General features: G+C 73.8%; 15 protein-coding genes. 9 read left to right on the top strand and 6 right to left on the bottom strand.

What is annotated here, in order from left to right:
* The first annotated feature begins 57 nt into the window (after positions 1–57).
* From ACFLFB_RS17760 to ACFLFB_RS17775, 4 genes are all read left to right on the top strand, one after another.
* Entirely contained in the window at positions 58–720 is a 663-nt protein-coding gene (locus ACFLFB_RS17760; RefSeq protein ID WP_392543493.1) for a PadR family transcriptional regulator, read from the top strand.
* On the top strand, positions 720–1,451 hold the full coding sequence (locus tag ACFLFB_RS17765; RefSeq protein WP_392543494.1) for an ABC transporter ATP-binding protein: 732 nt from the start codon (positions 720–722) through the stop codon (positions 1,449–1,451). The genes ACFLFB_RS17760 and ACFLFB_RS17765 overlap by 1 nt, the downstream gene beginning before the upstream one ends.
* A complete protein-coding gene (locus ACFLFB_RS17770; RefSeq protein WP_392543495.1) occupies positions 1,448–4,342 on the top strand; it encodes an FtsX-like permease family protein in 2,895 nt (964 codons plus the stop codon). The genes ACFLFB_RS17765 and ACFLFB_RS17770 overlap by 4 nt, the downstream gene beginning before the upstream one ends.
* A 152-nt stretch (positions 4,343–4,494) precedes the next feature.
* Positions 4,495–5,796: an MFS transporter gene (locus ACFLFB_RS17775; protein WP_392543496.1), complete on the top strand. Its 1,302-nt coding sequence runs from the start codon at positions 4,495–4,497 to the stop codon at positions 5,794–5,796.
* Here the strand turns inward: ACFLFB_RS17775 and ACFLFB_RS17780 are convergent.
* The gene (locus ACFLFB_RS17780) at positions 5,783–6,538 is read right to left on the bottom strand and encodes a hypothetical protein (protein WP_392543497.1); all 756 of its coding nucleotides are present in this window, start codon (positions 6,536–6,538) and stop codon (positions 5,783–5,785) included. The genes ACFLFB_RS17775 and ACFLFB_RS17780 overlap by 14 nt on opposite strands.
* A 5-nt stretch (positions 6,539–6,543) precedes the next feature.
* On the bottom strand, positions 6,544–7,311 hold the full coding sequence (locus tag ACFLFB_RS17785) for a FadR/GntR family transcriptional regulator (protein ID WP_392543498.1): 768 nt from the start codon (positions 7,309–7,311) through the stop codon (positions 6,544–6,546).
* A 170-nt stretch (positions 7,312–7,481) separates the two neighbouring features.
* On the opposite strand from ACFLFB_RS17785, the gene ACFLFB_RS17790 reads away from it, so the two are divergent.
* The 4 genes from ACFLFB_RS17790 (at position 7,482) to ACFLFB_RS17805 (ending at position 11,542) form a co-directional block, all read left to right on the top strand.
* Positions 7,482–8,579 (top strand): ABC transporter ATP-binding protein, encoded by a 1,098-nt coding sequence (locus tag ACFLFB_RS17790; RefSeq protein WP_392543499.1) that lies wholly within the window; start codon positions 7,482–7,484, stop codon positions 8,577–8,579.
* The gene (locus ACFLFB_RS17795) at positions 8,576–9,793 is read left to right on the top strand and encodes an ABC transporter substrate-binding protein (RefSeq protein WP_392543500.1); all 1,218 of its coding nucleotides are present in this window, start codon (positions 8,576–8,578) and stop codon (positions 9,791–9,793) included. Before ACFLFB_RS17790 ends, ACFLFB_RS17795 begins: the two co-directional genes overlap by 4 nt.
* 113 nt (positions 9,794–9,906) lie before the next feature.
* Complete coding sequence (locus ACFLFB_RS17800; RefSeq protein WP_392543501.1) at positions 9,907–10,716, top strand: ABC transporter permease; 810 nt, start codon at positions 9,907–9,909, stop codon at positions 10,714–10,716.
* Between the two features lie 10 nt (positions 10,717–10,726).
* Complete coding sequence (locus ACFLFB_RS17805) at positions 10,727–11,542, top strand: ABC transporter permease (RefSeq protein ID WP_392543502.1); 816 nt, start codon at positions 10,727–10,729, stop codon at positions 11,540–11,542.
* Between the two features lie 18 nt (positions 11,543–11,560).
* On the opposite strand, the gene ACFLFB_RS17810 is transcribed toward ACFLFB_RS17805, so the two are convergent.
* Together ACFLFB_RS17810 and ACFLFB_RS17815 are read right to left on the bottom strand one after the other, a co-directional pair.
* A complete protein-coding gene (locus ACFLFB_RS17810; RefSeq protein ID WP_392543503.1) occupies positions 11,561–11,791 on the bottom strand; it encodes a helix-turn-helix domain-containing protein in 231 nt (76 codons plus the stop codon).
* Complete coding sequence (locus ACFLFB_RS17815) at positions 11,791–12,444, bottom strand: DUF2975 domain-containing protein (protein WP_392543504.1); 654 nt, start codon at positions 12,442–12,444, stop codon at positions 11,791–11,793. Before ACFLFB_RS17815 ends, ACFLFB_RS17810 begins: the two co-directional genes overlap by 1 nt.
* 179 nt (positions 12,445–12,623) lie before the next feature.
* Here ACFLFB_RS17815 and ACFLFB_RS17820 point away from each other — a divergent pair, with 179 nt between their 5' ends.
* Positions 12,624–13,262, top strand: a complete 639-nt coding sequence (locus ACFLFB_RS17820) for a bacterial proteasome activator family protein (RefSeq protein WP_392543505.1) — start codon at positions 12,624–12,626, stop codon at positions 13,260–13,262.
* 16 nt (positions 13,263–13,278) lie between these two features.
* Here the strand turns inward: ACFLFB_RS17820 and ACFLFB_RS17825 are convergent, their stop codons facing one another.
* Positions 13,279–14,004 (bottom strand): DUF6498-containing protein, encoded by a 726-nt coding sequence (locus ACFLFB_RS17825; RefSeq protein WP_392543506.1) that lies wholly within the window; start codon positions 14,002–14,004, stop codon positions 13,279–13,281.
* Positions 14,001–15,317: an MFS transporter gene (locus ACFLFB_RS17830; protein ID WP_392543507.1), complete on the bottom strand. Its 1,317-nt coding sequence runs from the start codon at positions 15,315–15,317 to the stop codon at positions 14,001–14,003. The genes ACFLFB_RS17825 and ACFLFB_RS17830 overlap by 4 nt, the downstream gene beginning before the upstream one ends.
* Positions 15,318–15,341: the final 24 nt, after the last annotated feature.

Below are 15,341 nucleotides of genomic sequence, written 5' to 3' on the forward strand. Positions count from 1 at the left end.
CATCTCCCATCACGCGTGACATACCCGGTATGCAACGCCCGTCGAAGGGGAATGCCGATGTCGGTCCGGTCCGGCCTGATGGCCCTGCTCGCCGAGGGCGAGAAGTACGGCGCCCAGCTGCGCAGCGAGTTCGAGGGACGCACCGGCGGGACCTGGCCGCTCAACGTCGGGCAGGTCTACACGACGCTGGACCGCCTCGTCCGTGACGGCCTCGTCGAGCAGGCCGCCGACGCCGACGGCGAGGGCCGCATCGCCTACCGCCTCACCGCGGGCGGCCACGACGAGCTCGCCACCTGGTGGTCCACCCCGGTCGACCGCACCAACACCCCGCGCGACGAGCTGACGATCAAGCTCGCCCTGGCGGTCACCGCCCCGGGCGTCGACGTCCACCACGTCGTGCAGACCCAGCGCACGGCCACCCTGCGCCACCTGCGCGACCTCACCCGCCTCAAGCGCGGCGCCCTCGGCAGCACGGAGGGGGCTGCCGAGGCCTCCACCTCCGCCGGGATGCCACGCCCCGCGTCCGCCGACGACGCCGGCCTGGCCTGGCTCCTCGTCCTGGAGAACCTCGTCTTCGCGGCCGAGGCCGAGGTCCGCTGGCTCGACCACGTCGAGACGATGCTGGCCCGCCGCCCGCGGCCCGCGCCCATCAGCACGCCGGCACACGACCCGGCGACCGCGCAGGAGCCGGTCGCCACGCACCACGGGGGGAACCACTGATGACCGCAGCACACGTCGTCCTCACCGACGTCACCCGCGTCCACGGCTCCGGCGAGACGGCGGTCACCGCCCTCGCCGGGGTCAGCCTGGAGATCGCCGTCGGTGAGCTCGTCGCCGTGATGGGACCGAGCGGCTCGGGCAAGTCGACCCTGCTCAACGTCGCCGGCGGCCTCGACCGCCCGACCTCGGGCACGGTCTCCATCGGGCGCGACACCCTCACCGACCTCGCCCCGCGCGACCTCGCCAAGCTGCGCCGTCGCCGCATGGGCTTCGTCTTCCAGGACTACAACCTCATCCCGAGCCTCACCGCGGCCGAGAACGTCGCCCTCCCCCTCGAGCTCGACGGCGTGCGCGCCCGGCAGGCCCGGCGGCAGGCGCGCCACACCCTCGGCCTGATGAACCTCATGGACCTCTCCGACCGCTACCCCGACCAGATGTCCGGCGGGCAGCAGCAGCGCGTCGCCATCGCCCGGGCCCTCGTCGGCAGCCGCCGGTTCGTCCTCGCCGACGAGCCGACCGGCGCCCTCGACAGCCACACCGGCGAGGAGGTGCTGCGCGTCCTGCGCGAGCGCTGCGACGAGGGCGTCGCCGGCCTCCTCGTCACCCACGAGGCCCGGCACGCGGCCTGGGCCGACCGCGTCGTCTTCCTGCGCGACGGCGTCGTCGTCGACTCCACCGGCTCGCGCGAGACGCCCGAGGACCTCCTCGCCAGCGAGGCCGCGGCGCGATGACGACGCTCGTCCGCCCCGAGGAGCGCACCGACGGCGGCCGGGCCGAGGACCCCGGCGCCCCCGAGCCGGGCCGGTTCGCCACCTGGCGCTCGACCTGGACCGTGGCCCTGCGGATGGCGCGGCGCGACGTGCGTCGCCACCGCGGCCGCAGCGCGCTCGTCGTGGTCATGGTGACCCTGCCGACCCTCCTGCTCAGCCTCGTCGTCACCCTCGCGGTCACCTCCGACATCGACGGGCCGGAGAAGATCACCCCCCTCATGGGGAACGGCCAGGCCCTCCTCGACGGTCCGGAGAGCGGGCGGCTGCAGCAGGGCGCCGACCCCGACGCCGGCACGAGCTCGGTCGGGGACGCGAAGGCCATCCCGGGCTACTCGGCCGACGCCACCGGCTTCGAGAACGCGGCGGCGGTGTCGCGGCTCGTGGGCGCGCCCGTCTCCCCCCTCGGCACGTTCGCGGTCCGCCTCACCGTCGGCGAGCGGCGGGTCAGCATGGAAGGGCTGGCCCTCGACGGTTCCGTCGGCCTCGGCGACCGGCTGCGGCTGGGGTCGGGACGCTGGCCGCAGGGCGCCACCGAGGCCCTCGTGACCCCGTTCGGTGTCTCCAAGGGCCTGCCGAGCAGCGGCCGTGCCACGGTGACCGTCGACGGCACCCCGCACACCTTCGACGTCGTCGGCACCGCCGAGGTCCTCAGCTACTACGGCGGGTCCGAAGGGCTCGTCGTGCCCGTCCTGCCGGACGGCGCCACCGCGCGCGGGAACACGTGGATCGTCCGGGGCAGCGACCCCGTGACCTGGGCCGAGGTGCGCGCCCTCAACGACTACGGGCTGCGCGTCACGTCGGCCGCCGCGCTGCGCAACCCGCCGTCGATCGACGAGCTGCCAGCCGACATCCGCGCGAACGCCCGGGGCGACGCCAGCCAGATGCGGCTGCTCCTCGGGCTCGGCGCGGCCATGCTGCTCATCACCACGGCCCTGCTCGTGGGGCCGGCCTTCGCCGTCAGTGCCGCCCGCCAGCGCCGCACCCTGGCGCTCGCCGCGAGCAACGGTGCGAGCACGCCCGTGCTGCGCCGCACCGTCCTGGCCCAGGCGCTGGTGCTCGGGAGCGCGTCGGCGGTGGTCGGCACCGTGCTGGGCGTGGCCGCCACCCCCTCGGTCATCGCCCTGACCACGAGCGAGCTCACCCTCTCGCGCTCGACCCCGCTGGACATCCGCTGGGGGCTGCTCAGCGGCATCGCCCTGTGTGCCGTGGCGAGCACCCTCCTGGCCGCCCTGGCACCGGCTCGGCGGCTGGGGCGCCTCGACATCGTCGGGGTCATGCGCGGGCAGAGCGTGTCGCCGCCGCCCAGCCGGCTGGTCCTCCTCGCCGGAGTGGTGCTGACGCTGCTCGGTGCCGTCGTCGTCCTCGGCTCCACCGGGGTCGGCGGGCTGCCCAGCGTCACCGAGCTGCTCGGCATCCGGGAGGGTGGCGAGTTCGCCGTGACCCTCGGCGCCGTGATCCTCATCGTCGGCACCCTCCTCCTCGTGCCGGTCATCCTCGCCGGGGTGGGACGGCTGGGTGGTCGCCTGCCGGCGGCCCTGCGGATGGCCGCCCGTGACCTCGCGCGGCACCGGTCGCGCAGCGCGCCGTCGGTGGCCGCGGTGCTCGCGGCCGTCGCGGGACTCACCTTCGGGCTCACGGGGCTCGCCAGCGACACCGAGCAGGGGCGGCAGCAGTACACCCCTCAGACGCTTCCCGGCGAGGCCCTCGTCAGTGCGTGGGGCACGCGGCTCGACGACGCGGCCGCCCGCGGTGCGGCACCCGGGCTCCTCGTCAGCCAGAACCGGGTGTTCGACACCCAGGACCCGATGATGCAGCAGAACCCCGCCACCCCCACGAAGCCCTACGACGTCGGCTTCCTCAACGTCCTGCCCCCCGGCTGCACGGCCGAGCGCACCATCGTGGACCTCGAGTGGGTGCCCGCATCGGAGGCGGAGTCGGTGCAGGGACCCCCGTGCATGGTGGCGGGCACCAACGCCAGCGGCAACGGCCAGGTGCTCCTCCTGCCCGCCGCCGAGCTCCAGCGCCGGCTCGGGCTCGACCCCGTGCAGGTGACGGCGGTGCGGGCCGGTGCGGCCCTCGTGCGCGGCCTGCCGGCTCGCGCGGTCACCGACGGCACGGTCACCGTGGTGCGCGGCACCACCGTGGTCGACCCGAACGCCACCGGGACCACCGACCCCGGCGTGAAGGTCACCCAGGAGGTCAAGGTCCCCGTGGTCGCGCTGCCGGTGACCAAGGAGGTCGACGCCGGGCTCCTGGGGTCCACGCTCGCCCTGGCGTCCGACAGCGCCGTGGCCCGCGACTGGCCGACCCGGGTTCACTCCCTGACGATCCGCGACGCCTCCGGTGCCCCCGTGTCGAACACCGTGGCCGAACGGCTGTCCGCGGTCCTCGGCGACGAGGTCGGCGTGACGGTCGAGCGGGGCTTCTCGCGCGACGACGCCGTCGTGGTGGCCGTGCTGCTCGGCGTGTTCGCCCTCCTCATCCTCGTCATCACCCTGACGTCGACCGCCCTCACCCTGGCCGAGCAGCAGACCGACCAGGCGACGCTCGCCGCCCTCGGCGCGACGAGGGGGACGCGGCGCGTGATGGCGGCCGCCGCGGCCCTCCTCCTCGCGGCCGTCGGGTGCCTCCTCGGGGTGGCGGTCGGGCTGGTGCCGGGCATCGCCATCGCGCGGCCACTGACGAGCCAGGGCTGGGACTCGGTCACGGGGGTGCCCATCGGGCAGGACACGACCCTCGTCATCCCGTGGCTGCAGCTCGCCACGGTGGGGGTGCTCGTCCCGCTGGTCGCGGCCCTGATGGCGTGGGCCGGCATCCGCAGGGCGCCGCAGGTCACCCGCCGCTCCACCTGAGCACGAGCGTCGGGCGGGCCGGCCGACCGGCGGGAGGTCCGGGCGCGCGGGCGTAGAATGGGCGGTGCACAGGGTCCTGGTGCGCCGTTGGAGGCGGGTTCGGCGCACGCCAGTTTCCGCCGTACCCGGCGGTCGACCCGAAAGCACCACCGATGTCACCCCTCGCCTCCTACCGGCGGCTGTTCAGCCTCGCCGGACCCCTCTACGTCGCGGTCGCCTTCGTCGGCCGCCTGCCCCTGGCCATGAGCCAGATGGGCGCCCTCCTCCTCGTCGCCGCCACCACCGGCTCGTACGGGCTCGGCGGTGCCGCCGCGGGCGCGCTCGCCGTCGCCAACGCGGTCGGCGCCCCGGTGGCCGGCGCACTCGCCGACCGTGTGGGCCAGCGCCCCGTCGTGCTCGTCCAGTCGCTCCTCGGCGGGGCCGGCCTCCTCCTGCTCGTCGCCCTGGCGCGGGGCGGCGCGAGCCCGGCGCTCGTCATCGCCTCGGCCGCCCTCGCCGGTGCGGCGATGCCGCAGATCGGGCCGCTCGCGCGGGTCCGGTGGCGGCCCATCACCCGCCAGCAGGGCAGCCGGCAGCCGCGCCTGATGGAGGCCGCCTTCTCCTACGAGGGCGCGGCCGACGAGGCGTCCTTCGTCCTCGGCCCGGCCCTGCTGGGGCTGCTCGTCGTCGTCGCCGACCCGGCGCTGGCGCTCGTCGTCGCGGCGAGCGTGCTGCTCGTGTTCGGCTGCGCGTTCGCGCTGCACCCGACCGCCCGGCTCGCCCACGCCCACCGCGCGGCGATCGACTCCGGGGCCCGGCTCGTGACGGGCGTGTTCGTCGTGCTGCTCGTGGCCCAGCTGCTCATCGGCGTCGTGTTCGGCTCGATCCAGACCGGGACCACGGTGCTCGCGACGCTGGCCGGCCAGGCCGGCATCGCGGGGCTCGTGCACGCGTCGCTCGGGGTCGGCTCGGTCATCGCGGGCCTCGCCGTCGCCGCCCTGCCGGCGCGGATCGGTTACGCCACACGCGTGCTGGTGGCAGCGCTCGGGCTGGCGGTGCTGTCGTCGCCGCTGCTGCTGACCGACTCGGTGCCGCAGCTGTTCGCCGTGGTGCTCGTTCTCGGCTTCGTCGTCGCGCCGTACATGATCAGCGTCTTCATGCTCGGCGAGCGCGCGGCCCCGCCCTCGAAGGTCGGCACCGCGATGACGCTGCTCGCTGCCGCCACCGGCATCGGCTACGCGGTGGGGTCGGGGGTGGCCGGTCGCCTGGCCGACCTCCACGGCCACCTCGGCGCCTTCTCGGTGACCGTGTCTGCGGGTGTCGCGGCCGCGGTGCTCGCGCTGGCCACCCAGCCCCTGCTGCGCCGCCTCGCCGGCCCTGGAACCTCCGAATCCTCCGCCGCGAGTGCGGAAACGGCTGCCCCGGCGACCAGTTCCGCACTCACGGCGGAGCGGACGGGCCTCAGAGGCGGATGAGCACGCCGAGCGGCACGGTCGTGCAGGCGACGAACTCCCACGGCTCGCCCTCGCCCGCCCGGCCGGACCGCCGGCTCGTGAACCAGGCGTCGTCCGGCAGGCCACCCACGAGGTCGCCCACCACGTGCTCGGGGTCGGACGACGCCACGACCCGCCCCACCCGGTTCACCACGACGAGGACCCCGGACGCCGTGTCGAGCGGGTCGCGCAGCAGGCGCTCGACCGTCGCGGCGAGGACGTCGATCCCGGCGACCCCCACGAACCTCCCGCCCACGACGACCGGCTGCGTGACGGTCAGCGTGTGCTGGTCAGTGCAGACGTAGTCGACGTACGGCCCGGTGACGTGCAGCAGGCCCGTCTCCCGCGGGGTCACGAACCACGGCAGCTCGGTGTAGTCGCGAAAGCCCACCGACGCCGGGTCGGTGTCGGCCGCCAGCCGGCGGCAGCTCGCGGCGCCCACCTCCGGGTCGGCGGTCCACCACTCGAGCCAGTACGGCGCGTCGGCCAGGGCCCCCGCCTCGGCGACGAAACCGGCTCCCGCGAGCGGGATCTCGCGCTGCTCGAGGAGCGCGCGGCAGTGGTCCTCGATGTCGAGGTCGGCCCTCCGGGTCATGGGCGCCAGCTGCCCGGCCACGAGCGAGGACAGGGCCCCGACCGTGCCGACCACCCACGCGCCGACCTCGTCGACCCGGTCCGCCAGCCCGCGCGCCTCGGCCTCGACCGCCCCGTTCGATCCGTTCATCCCGTTCATCGCGACCTCCGTGCCTCGAGGACCATGGTCCGGACCGCCCCGAACAGCTCGCCCACGTGAGTCTCGGCCTCCGCCCGCGCCCGGTCGGCGTCACCGTCGCGCACCGCCGCCGCGATGGCCCGGTGCCGGTCGCCCGCCCGCTCCAGCGACCCCGCCTGGGTGTGGGCGAGCCAGAGCAACGGGCCGAGCTCGCCCTGCAGCGACATCTCCTCGCGGGTGAGCCGCGCCGACTGGGCGGTGGCCGCGAGGTCGACGTGGAACTGCCCCTCGAGCCGTTGCACCCCCGCCCGGTCGGCACGCATGGGACGGGACGCCAGCTCCTCGAGGCGGGCGACGTCGGCGTCGTCGGCGCGGTGGGCCGCCAGGCGAGCGCACCCGCCACTGACCGTCGCGTAGTGGTCGGCGAGGTCGCGCCACTCACCGATCCCGGTGCGCCGCAACCGGTCCAGGAGGGCGGCGCGTCCTCCATCGGCGGGCGCGCAGACGAACGACCCACCGCCGCGTCCTCGACGGGTGCGGATGAGGCCGTCGGCCCGCAGCGTCGACAACGCCTCGCGCACCGTCGTGGTGGCCACCCCGAACCGTTCGGCGAGGTCGCTCTCCGGTGGCAGCGGCGACGCGTCGGGGAGCAGGCCGAAGGCGATGGAGTCGCCGAGGCGCCGCGTCACGGCCTCCGCACGGCCGGCGGCATCCAGGGGCGCGAAGACGGCGGCGTAGGGGCCGAGCTGGAGCGACGCGCCGCTCGGCACCACGGTCTCATCCACGCGCTCCTCCTGGCCTCGCTGCCCGACCCGCCGACGGCGACGGCACCCCCTCGGGACACCGTTTCATCACGACCGTCGGCCATCTCTTGCGGTGAAACCTATGGTCCCATATGTTTCCACCGCAAGGTCCGCGGCCCCAGGGGCGCGGCGCCACCGAGCGAGGGAGCCACGTGAGCCGGACGGTGCCCGCGATCCACCTCCGGGGACTGCGCAAGCAGTTCGCCGGCACGCCCCCCGTCGTGGCCGTCGACGGTGCCGACCTCGAGGTCGGAGCGGGCGAGTTCTTCTCGATGCTCGGCCCCTCCGGCTCCGGCAAGACCACCGTGCTGCGGATGATCGCCGGCTTCGAGGAGCCGACGGCCGGCACCGTCGAGCTCGTCGGCGAGGACGTCACGCACCTGCCGCCGAACCGCCGCGACGTCAACACCGTCTTCCAGGACTACGCCCTCTTCCCGCACATGTCGGTGCTCGCGAACGTCGAGTACGGCCTGCGGGTGAAGAAGGTCCCGGGCGCCGAGGCGCGCTCCCGCGCACAGGAGGCCCTCGAGCAGGTGCGCCTGCCCGAGCACGGCTCGCGCCGCCCCGACCAGCTCTCCGGCGGCCAGCGCCAGCGGGTCGCGTTGGCCCGCGCGCTCGTCAACCGCCCCAAGGTCCTCCTCCTCGACGAACCACTCGGGGCCCTCGACCTCAAGCTCCGCGAGCAGATGCAGGTCGAGCTCAAGGCCATCCAGCGCGACGTCGGCATCACGTTCCTCTTCGTCACGCACGACCAGGAGGAGGCGCTGACCCTCTCCGACCGGATCGCCGTCTTCAACGCCGGCCGCATCGAGCAGGTCGGCACCGCCCGCGAGGTCTACGAGCAGCCGGCCAGCGGGTTCGTCGCCGGGTTCGTCGGCACCTCGAACCTCCTCGCCGGAGAGGCCGCCCGCGCGGTGCTCGGCCGCGAGGGCTCCTTCGGGATCCGGCCCGAGAAGATCCACCTCGAGTCGCCGGGCACCGCGGCCGACGACGGGTCGGTCCGCGCCCCCGGCACCATCGCCGAGGTCGTCTACGCCGGCCCGGTGACCCGTTACGTCGTCGACCTCGATGCCGGAGGACGCCTCGTCGTCCTGGAGCAGAACGGTCGACGCAGCGCCCCCGACGGCGCGACCCGCGGTGCCTCGGTCGACCTGCTCTGGGCCCCGAGCCACGTCATCGAGATCCCCACCAGCCCTGCACGGCCCGACCCGGCAGCACCCCACCCAGCACACCCCGAGGAGCGATCGTGAGCACCACCTCCACCCTCCGCGTCGGCGCCGCCGCCGCCGTCACGGCCCTGGCCCTCGCGGCCTGCGGCTCCGGATCCGACACCGGGTCCGGCACCGGCGCCACGGGCGCCGGCGGCTTCCAGGTCCCCGACCTCAAGCCGCTCAGCGCCCTCGGCACCCCCGAGGGCAAGGTCAGCGTCCTCGCCTGGCCCGGCTACGTCGAGGACGGCTCCACCGACCCCGCCGTCGACTGGGTGTCCGACTTCGAGAAGGAGTCCGGCTGCCAGGTGACGGTGAAGACGTTCGGCACCTCCGACGAGGCCGTGCAGCTCATGCGCACCGGGCAGTACGACGTCGTCTCGGCGTCGGGCGACGCGACGCTGCGCCTCATCGCCGCCGGTGACGTCGAGCCGATGAACACCTCGCTCATCACGAACTACCCCGACATCTTCGAGAGCCTGAAGAACCAGTCGTGGAACTCGGTGAAGGGCCAGATGTACGGGGTCCCCCACGGCCGCGGCGCCAACCTCCTCATGTACAACAAGGACCTCGTCAGCCCGGCCCCCGACAGCTGGTCGGCCGTCTTCGACCAGGCGAGCGCGCAGGCCGGCAAGGTCACCGCGTACGACTCGCCCATCTACATCGCCGACGCCGCCCTCTACCTCAAGGCGACCAAGCCCGAGCTCGGCATCAAGGACCCCTACGCCCTCGACGAGAAGCAGCTCGCCGCGGCCGTCGACCTCCTCAAGGCGCAGAGCGCGCACGTCGGGGAGTACTGGGCCGACTACCTCAAGGAGATCCAAGCGTTCAAGTCCGGGTCCTCCACGGTCGGCACCACCTGGCAGGTCATCGCCAACCTCGCCCAGGCCGAGAAGGCCCCGGTGGAGGTCGTGCTGCCGAAGGAGGGCGCGACCGGCTGGTCGGACACCTGGATGGTGAGCGCGAAGAGCCAGGTGAAGACCTGCGCCTACAAGTTCATCGACCACATCGTCTCGCCCAAGGCCAACGCGGCGGTCGCCGAGTACTTCGGGGAGGCCCCCGGCAACAAGAAGGCCTGTGCCGAGACCACCGACCCCAACCACTGCACGATCTTCCACGCGGAGGACGAGGAGTACTTCTCCAAGGTCGCCTACTGGAACACCCCGATCACGGCCTGCCTCGACGGTCGCACCGACGTCAAGTGCACCGACTACGCGACGTGGACCAAGGCCTGGACCGAGATCCGCAACAGCTGAGCCGGAGACCGGGCCCGCGCCACGTCGGCGCGGGCCCGGCACCGGTCCACGGGCCGGTCATCCCGGCCGGTTCCCCACCCGCAGAACCGATCCCATCCACCGGAGACGACACGATGCGCAGGAAGGTCCCCGCCGGGCTGCTCGCGGCACCGCTCGCGTGGCTCGGCGTCGCATACCTCGGCGCGCTCGCGATGATCTTCGCGACGGCCTTCTTCACCACTGACAGCTTCACCGGCGCCGTGGTGCGGGACTTCTCGCTGGAGAACTACCGCGAGGTGTTCACGGCGACCTACCTCGGCATCATCGTGCGCACCGTCCTCATCGCGGCGAGCGTCACGGTGCTCTGTATCGCCATCGCGGTGCCGTTCGCCTGGTTCATGGCCCGGGTCGTGCCGTCCAGATGGCGCGGGCTGGCGGTGGCGCTCGTCCTCGTGCCGCTGTGGGCCTCGTACCTCGTCAAGGCCTACGCCTGGCGGGCGATGGTGCAGCCCAGCGGGGTGCTCGACTCCACCTTCGGCTCGACCCCCGGCTACGGACTCGCCGCCGTCGTGCTGACCCTGACCTACCTCTGGCTGCCCTACATGGTGCTGCCGGTCTACGCCGGGCTCGACCGCCTGCCGGCCTCGCACCTCGAGGCCTCGGAGGACCTCGGCGCCGGAGCCTGGACGACGTTCCGCCGGGTCGTGCTGCCGGCGGTGAAGCCCTCGATCGCTGCGGGCACGGTCTTCACCTTCAGCCTGTCGCTCGGCGACTACATCGCCGTGTCGATCGTCGGCGGCAAGCTCCAGGTCCTCGGGACCGCGGTGCTGCAGAACAACACCCTCGACCTGCCGTTCGCGGCGGCGCTGGGCACCGTCTCGGTCGTCATCATGGTCGCCTACCTGCTCGCCGTGCGCCGCACCGGCGCCCTGGACAACCTGTGAGGGCGGCGCGATGAGGACCAGCCGTGGGGCGCGCGCCGCGTGGTGGGCGTTCGGGACGCTCGTCCTCGCCTTCGTCTACGTGCCGCTGGCCGTGGTGGCGGTCAACTCCTTCAACCGCGACAAGACGTTCGGGTGGCCGCCCACCGGGTTCACCACCCAGTGGTGGACCACCGCCTTCGACGCCCCCGGGCCGCGCGACGCCATCCTCACGTCGGTCAAGGCCGGGCTCGGGGCCACGGCATTGGCCCTCGTCCTCGGCTCGCTGCTGGCCCTGGCGCTGGCCCGGTACGACTTCTTCGGCAAGACCGCCGTCAACCTGCTCGTCATCCTCCCGATCGCCCTGCCCGGCATCGTCACGGGCCTAGCGCTGCAGTCGGTGATCACCGGGTTCCTCACGCCGGTGCTCGGCATCCCGGCGGGGCTGTTCACGATCATCGTGGGCCACGCGACGTTCTGCATCGTCGTCGTCTTCAACAACGCCACGGCCCGGCTGCGGAGGATGGGCACCTCGCTCGAGGCCGCGTCGGCCGACCTCGGAGCGGGCGCCTGGATGACGTTCCGCCGGGTCACGCTGCCGCTGCTCGCGCCGTCGCTGGTCGCCGGGGCGCTGCTCGCCTTCGGGCTGTCCTTCGACGAGATCGTCGTGACCACCTTCACCGCGGGGCCCGGCACCCCGACGCTCCCGATCTGGATCTACAACAACCTCTTCCGGCCCAACCAGGCGCCCGTGGTGAACGTCGTGGCCGTCGTCCTCGTGCTCGTCTCGATCCTGCCGGTGTGGCTGGCGCAGCGGCTCAGCGGCGACGCAGCCGAGTCGCGGCTCTAGCTCGAGGGCCCAGCGCCGTCAGGGCTGGGCGGGCTCGAGGCTGAGGACGTCTCCCACCTGGCAGCCCAGGACGTCGCAGACCGCCGTGATCGTGCTGAACCGCACGGCCTTGGCCCGGTTGTTCTTCAGCACCGAGAGGTTGACGACCGTGACGCCCACGGCCTCGGCGAGGGCCGCGAGCGTCATCCCCCGTTCCTCGAGGAGTCGGTCGAGGTGGCACACGACGCGGTGCGGCTCGTCGACCGGCATCAGACGAGGCCCTCGACGTCGTCGCGCAGCCGGCTGCCGGCCTTGAACGCCTCGGCCAGCAGGGCGACGACCATGCCCGACACCGCGGCGGCCCAGGGCACGTCGAGCCACGCCGCCGTGACGTCGGTCCACGCCCCGCCCGCGTCGGCCCGGCCGAGCAGCGCGCCGCTGGCGGCCATGTCGACGACGTAGACGACCGGCATGCCGAGCACGAGGAAGCCCGCGACGAGCCGCAGCCGGCGCACGTTGGCCGGGTGGAACGGGTCGCCGGCGGCGATGGTCCGCATGAGCCGCAGGAGCAGCCAGCACCCGGTGAGGAGCATCGCCGAGACGAGCAGCCCCGGAACGAGGTCGAGCAGCCGCAGGAACGCCGGCGGGTCAGGCACCAGCACCTCGACGAGCCCGGCACCGTCGTCGGCGAGGGGCAGGGGGATGCCGGGCGCGCTGACCTTCGTGACGACCTCGAGCGGGTGGGCCTCGCCGGCCAGCCAGCGCACGACGGGCGCGACGACCTCGAGGACGACCGTCACCGCCACGACGACGGCCAGGAGGATGCCCAGGCCCCAGCGGTCGGTGCGGTCGAAGCCCAGCGGGTCCTTCGCCTCGGTGGGGCGCGGAGCCGCCGGCGACGGCTGCGGTGTGTGGTCGGTCATGGGGTCCCCTCGGGCGGCTGACATATCGACTGTCGATGATAACGACAGACGATATGCATATCGTTTGTCGTTGTCAACAGGGTCGTCCGACCCGGCGTGAGTGCCCAGCCGGCTGCCCCAGCGACCACTTCCGCACTCGCCCCGACCCGGCCCGGCGTGCGGTGTTGCAGGATGGGGCCATGAGCGACGAGCCGCGCGACGACCGCGACCAGGACGACGAGGAGCGCGGCGTGCCCGCCACCGTGACGAGCGACGGCGAGCGCATCGTGGTCGTCACGCCCGACGGGATGGGTCTGGCCCCGCACCCCTCGGCCTCCGATGACGCCCCCTCCCGCCCGCGGTCGAGCAACCCCGCCGACCTCGTCGAGCAGCCGGCCAAGGTGATGCGCATCGGGTCGATGGTCAAGCAGCTCCTCGAGGAGGTGCGCAGCGCGCCGCTCGACGAGCGCGGCCGGGCCCGCCTCGCCGACATCCACGACCGCTCCATCGCCGAGCTCAAGGACGGCCTGGCCCCCGAGCTCGTCGACGAGCTCGAGCGGATCGCCCTGCCGTTCAAGGACGCCGAGCCCTCCGACGCCGAGCTGCGCATCGCCCAGGCCCAGCTCGTGGGCTGGCTCGAGGGCCTGTTCCACGGCATCCAGACCGCGCTCGTCGCCCAGCAGATGGCGACCCAGTCGCAGCTGCAGCAGATGCGCGCCCTGCCTCCCGGCCCCTCCGGCCAGCACCCCGGGATGCCCCACCCCGGCGGCCCGGGCGCCCCTCATCCGGGCACGCCCGCCGAGCCCGGCCACGCCGAGGGCACCGGCCAGTACCTCTGACCCGCGCCGCCCCGCGTCAGGCGGGGCGCTGGACCTTGACGACGACCGGCTTGCCGAGCAGGTAGGTGCGCCCGTCGGCGCGGCGCTCCACCCCGACGACGAGCAGCAGCTCGAGGACGAGCTTCGCCACGAGGACGCACACCGCCACCACGGCCTGCACGAACGGGCTGCTCGCGGTGAGCGGCTGGGAGTCCGACACCTCGTTCTGCCCGGTCGCGACCATCGGGGCGAACAGCGCGAAGTAGGCGAGCATCATCCGGGCGTAGGCCTGGACGAACCCCCAGATGCCGACCGGCGCGCGGTCGCGCACCAAGCCGCGCACCGACCACCCGTAGGCGACGAAGCCGATCCCGCCGAGGACGAGCACCGTCAGCCACGGCGCCCGCAACGGCGACCACGGCAGCACGGTGAACATCCCGACGAGGAACGGCACGAGCGCGAACATCCCGTAGTGGAACCCGAAGAACCCCGCCGCGAAGACGCTGTTCCCGCCGGACCGCAGGAGGCGGACCAGCCGCAGGAGGGTCCAGGCGTAGATCGTGATGACCTCGATGGCGAGCCACAGCCAGACATCGCCGTACGAGATCGTCCCGGTGAGCACGGCGACGATGGGCGCGAGGTTGGTGGCGGCCACGAGCATCGCCAGCATGACGCGCGTCTGCCCCGGGCTGAGCCCGTCGGTCGCCCGCAGCGCCACCTGCACCCCGAGGACGCGGCCCAGGGCCAGCAGCACCGTCCTCACGACCCCGCCTCCCGCCCCGGGCCGGGGCCGACACCGGCACCCACGCCCACACCCGAGCCGGCCGGCGCGACGTCGGGGTCGCCACCGGCCCGCCCGTCGAGGCGCCGCAGCGGCGAGAGCCAGGCGAACACCGCGGCGAGCAGCCCCACCCCGACGACCGACACGAGCGCCACCCGCAGCCCGACGAGCCCGGCCAGCGCACTCGCGCCCAGGGCCCCACCCGTCCAGCCCACCCCGAACGACAGCATCCGGCCGGCGGTGTTGACCCGGCCGAGGAGTCGCTCGGGCGTCACCTGCTGGCGGTAGGTCATCGAGTTGAGGATGACCCCCTGGTACGAGATCCCCCACACGACCATGACGACGACGGCCACGAGCCAGGTCGAGGTGGTCGTGACGACGATGCCCGCCACGCCGGCCACCGGCAGCCAGAGCAGGGTGAGCCGGTTGGGCGACAGGTGCCGCAGCAGCCAGGGCGTCATCCCCGCGACGAGCATCCCGCCCACGCCCCACACCGCGAACAGCAGGCCGAACCGCCAGCCGCTGGTCCCCACCCCGAGCAGGCGGTCGGCGAACGGCACCGACAGGGACATGAACCCTGCACCGGACAGCGAGAGGAGGAAGCCGACCACCGTCTGCGACCGGACCCCCGCGTGGCGCCACAGGAAGCGCAGGCCCTCCCCCACCTCGCCCACGAGGACCCGCGGGCTCAGCGGAGGCAGCCCGGAACGGTTCTGCGACAGCCGCGCCCGGATGGTGAAGACGCAGGCCGCCGACACGACGAACGACAGCGCGTCGATGCCGAGCAGCACCGCGGGGTCGACGAACGCGAGGAGGACGCCGGTCGCCATCGGGACGCCGAGGTCGAGGAAGGACCCCACGCCCCAGATGGCGGCGTTGGCCTCCCCGATCCGGTCCCGACCGACGATGGCGGGCAGCGCACCGAACGCCGCCCCGTCGAAGAACACGAAGGCCGCCTGGGTGAGGAAGCCGGCCGCGAGGGCGTGGGGTGCCGTCAGGGTGCCGAACCAGTGGGCCAGCGGCACCGAGACGATGGCGACGGCGGCGACGAGGTCGGCCACCACCATCACCCGCCGCCGGTCGAGCCGGTCGGACAGGGCCCCGGAGAACAGCCCGAGCAACAGGTACGGCAGGCCCTCGACCACGGCGATGAGGGCGGTGAGGGACGGGCTCCCGCTCAGCCGGTAGACGAGGACGGGCAGGGCGACGGCGGTGACGAGCGTGCCCATGATCGACACCTCGCGGGCCAGCCAGTAGCGCCGGAAGTCCCGGTCCCGGCGCAGCGGGGTACTCACCCGGGCACCGTCCCCGGGCGCCTC

Source organism: Oryzobacter telluris (genome assembly GCF_043099285.1).
In the GTDB taxonomy this organism is placed as follows: Bacteria; Actinomycetota; Actinomycetes; order Actinomycetales; family Dermatophilaceae; genus Oryzobacter; species Oryzobacter telluris.

Coding starts and splice junctions, on each gene's coding strand:
- ACFLFB_RS17780 (WP_392543497.1), bottom strand. CDS start 6,538: ATGAACGGATCGAACGGGGCGGTCGAGGCCGAGGCGCGCGGGCTGGCG.
- ACFLFB_RS17765 (WP_392543494.1), top strand. CDS start 720: ATGACCGCAGCACACGTCGTCCTCACCGACGTCACCCGCGTCCACGGC.
- ACFLFB_RS17770 (WP_392543495.1), top strand. CDS start 1,448: ATGACGACGCTCGTCCGCCCCGAGGAGCGCACCGACGGCGGCCGGGCC.
- ACFLFB_RS17800 (WP_392543501.1), top strand. CDS start 9,907: ATGCGCAGGAAGGTCCCCGCCGGGCTGCTCGCGGCACCGCTCGCGTGG.
- ACFLFB_RS17820 (WP_392543505.1), top strand. CDS start 12,624: ATGAGCGACGAGCCGCGCGACGACCGCGACCAGGACGACGAGGAGCGC.
- ACFLFB_RS17810 (WP_392543503.1), bottom strand. CDS start 11,791: ATGCCGGTCGACGAGCCGCACCGCGTCGTGTGCCACCTCGACCGACTC.
- ACFLFB_RS17760 (WP_392543493.1), top strand. CDS start 58: ATGTCGGTCCGGTCCGGCCTGATGGCCCTGCTCGCCGAGGGCGAGAAG.
- ACFLFB_RS17775 (WP_392543496.1), top strand. CDS start 4,495: ATGTCACCCCTCGCCTCCTACCGGCGGCTGTTCAGCCTCGCCGGACCC.
- ACFLFB_RS17815 (WP_392543504.1), bottom strand. CDS start 12,444: ATGACCGACCACACACCGCAGCCGTCGCCGGCGGCTCCGCGCCCCACC.
- ACFLFB_RS17805 (WP_392543502.1), top strand. CDS start 10,727: ATGAGGACCAGCCGTGGGGCGCGCGCCGCGTGGTGGGCGTTCGGGACG.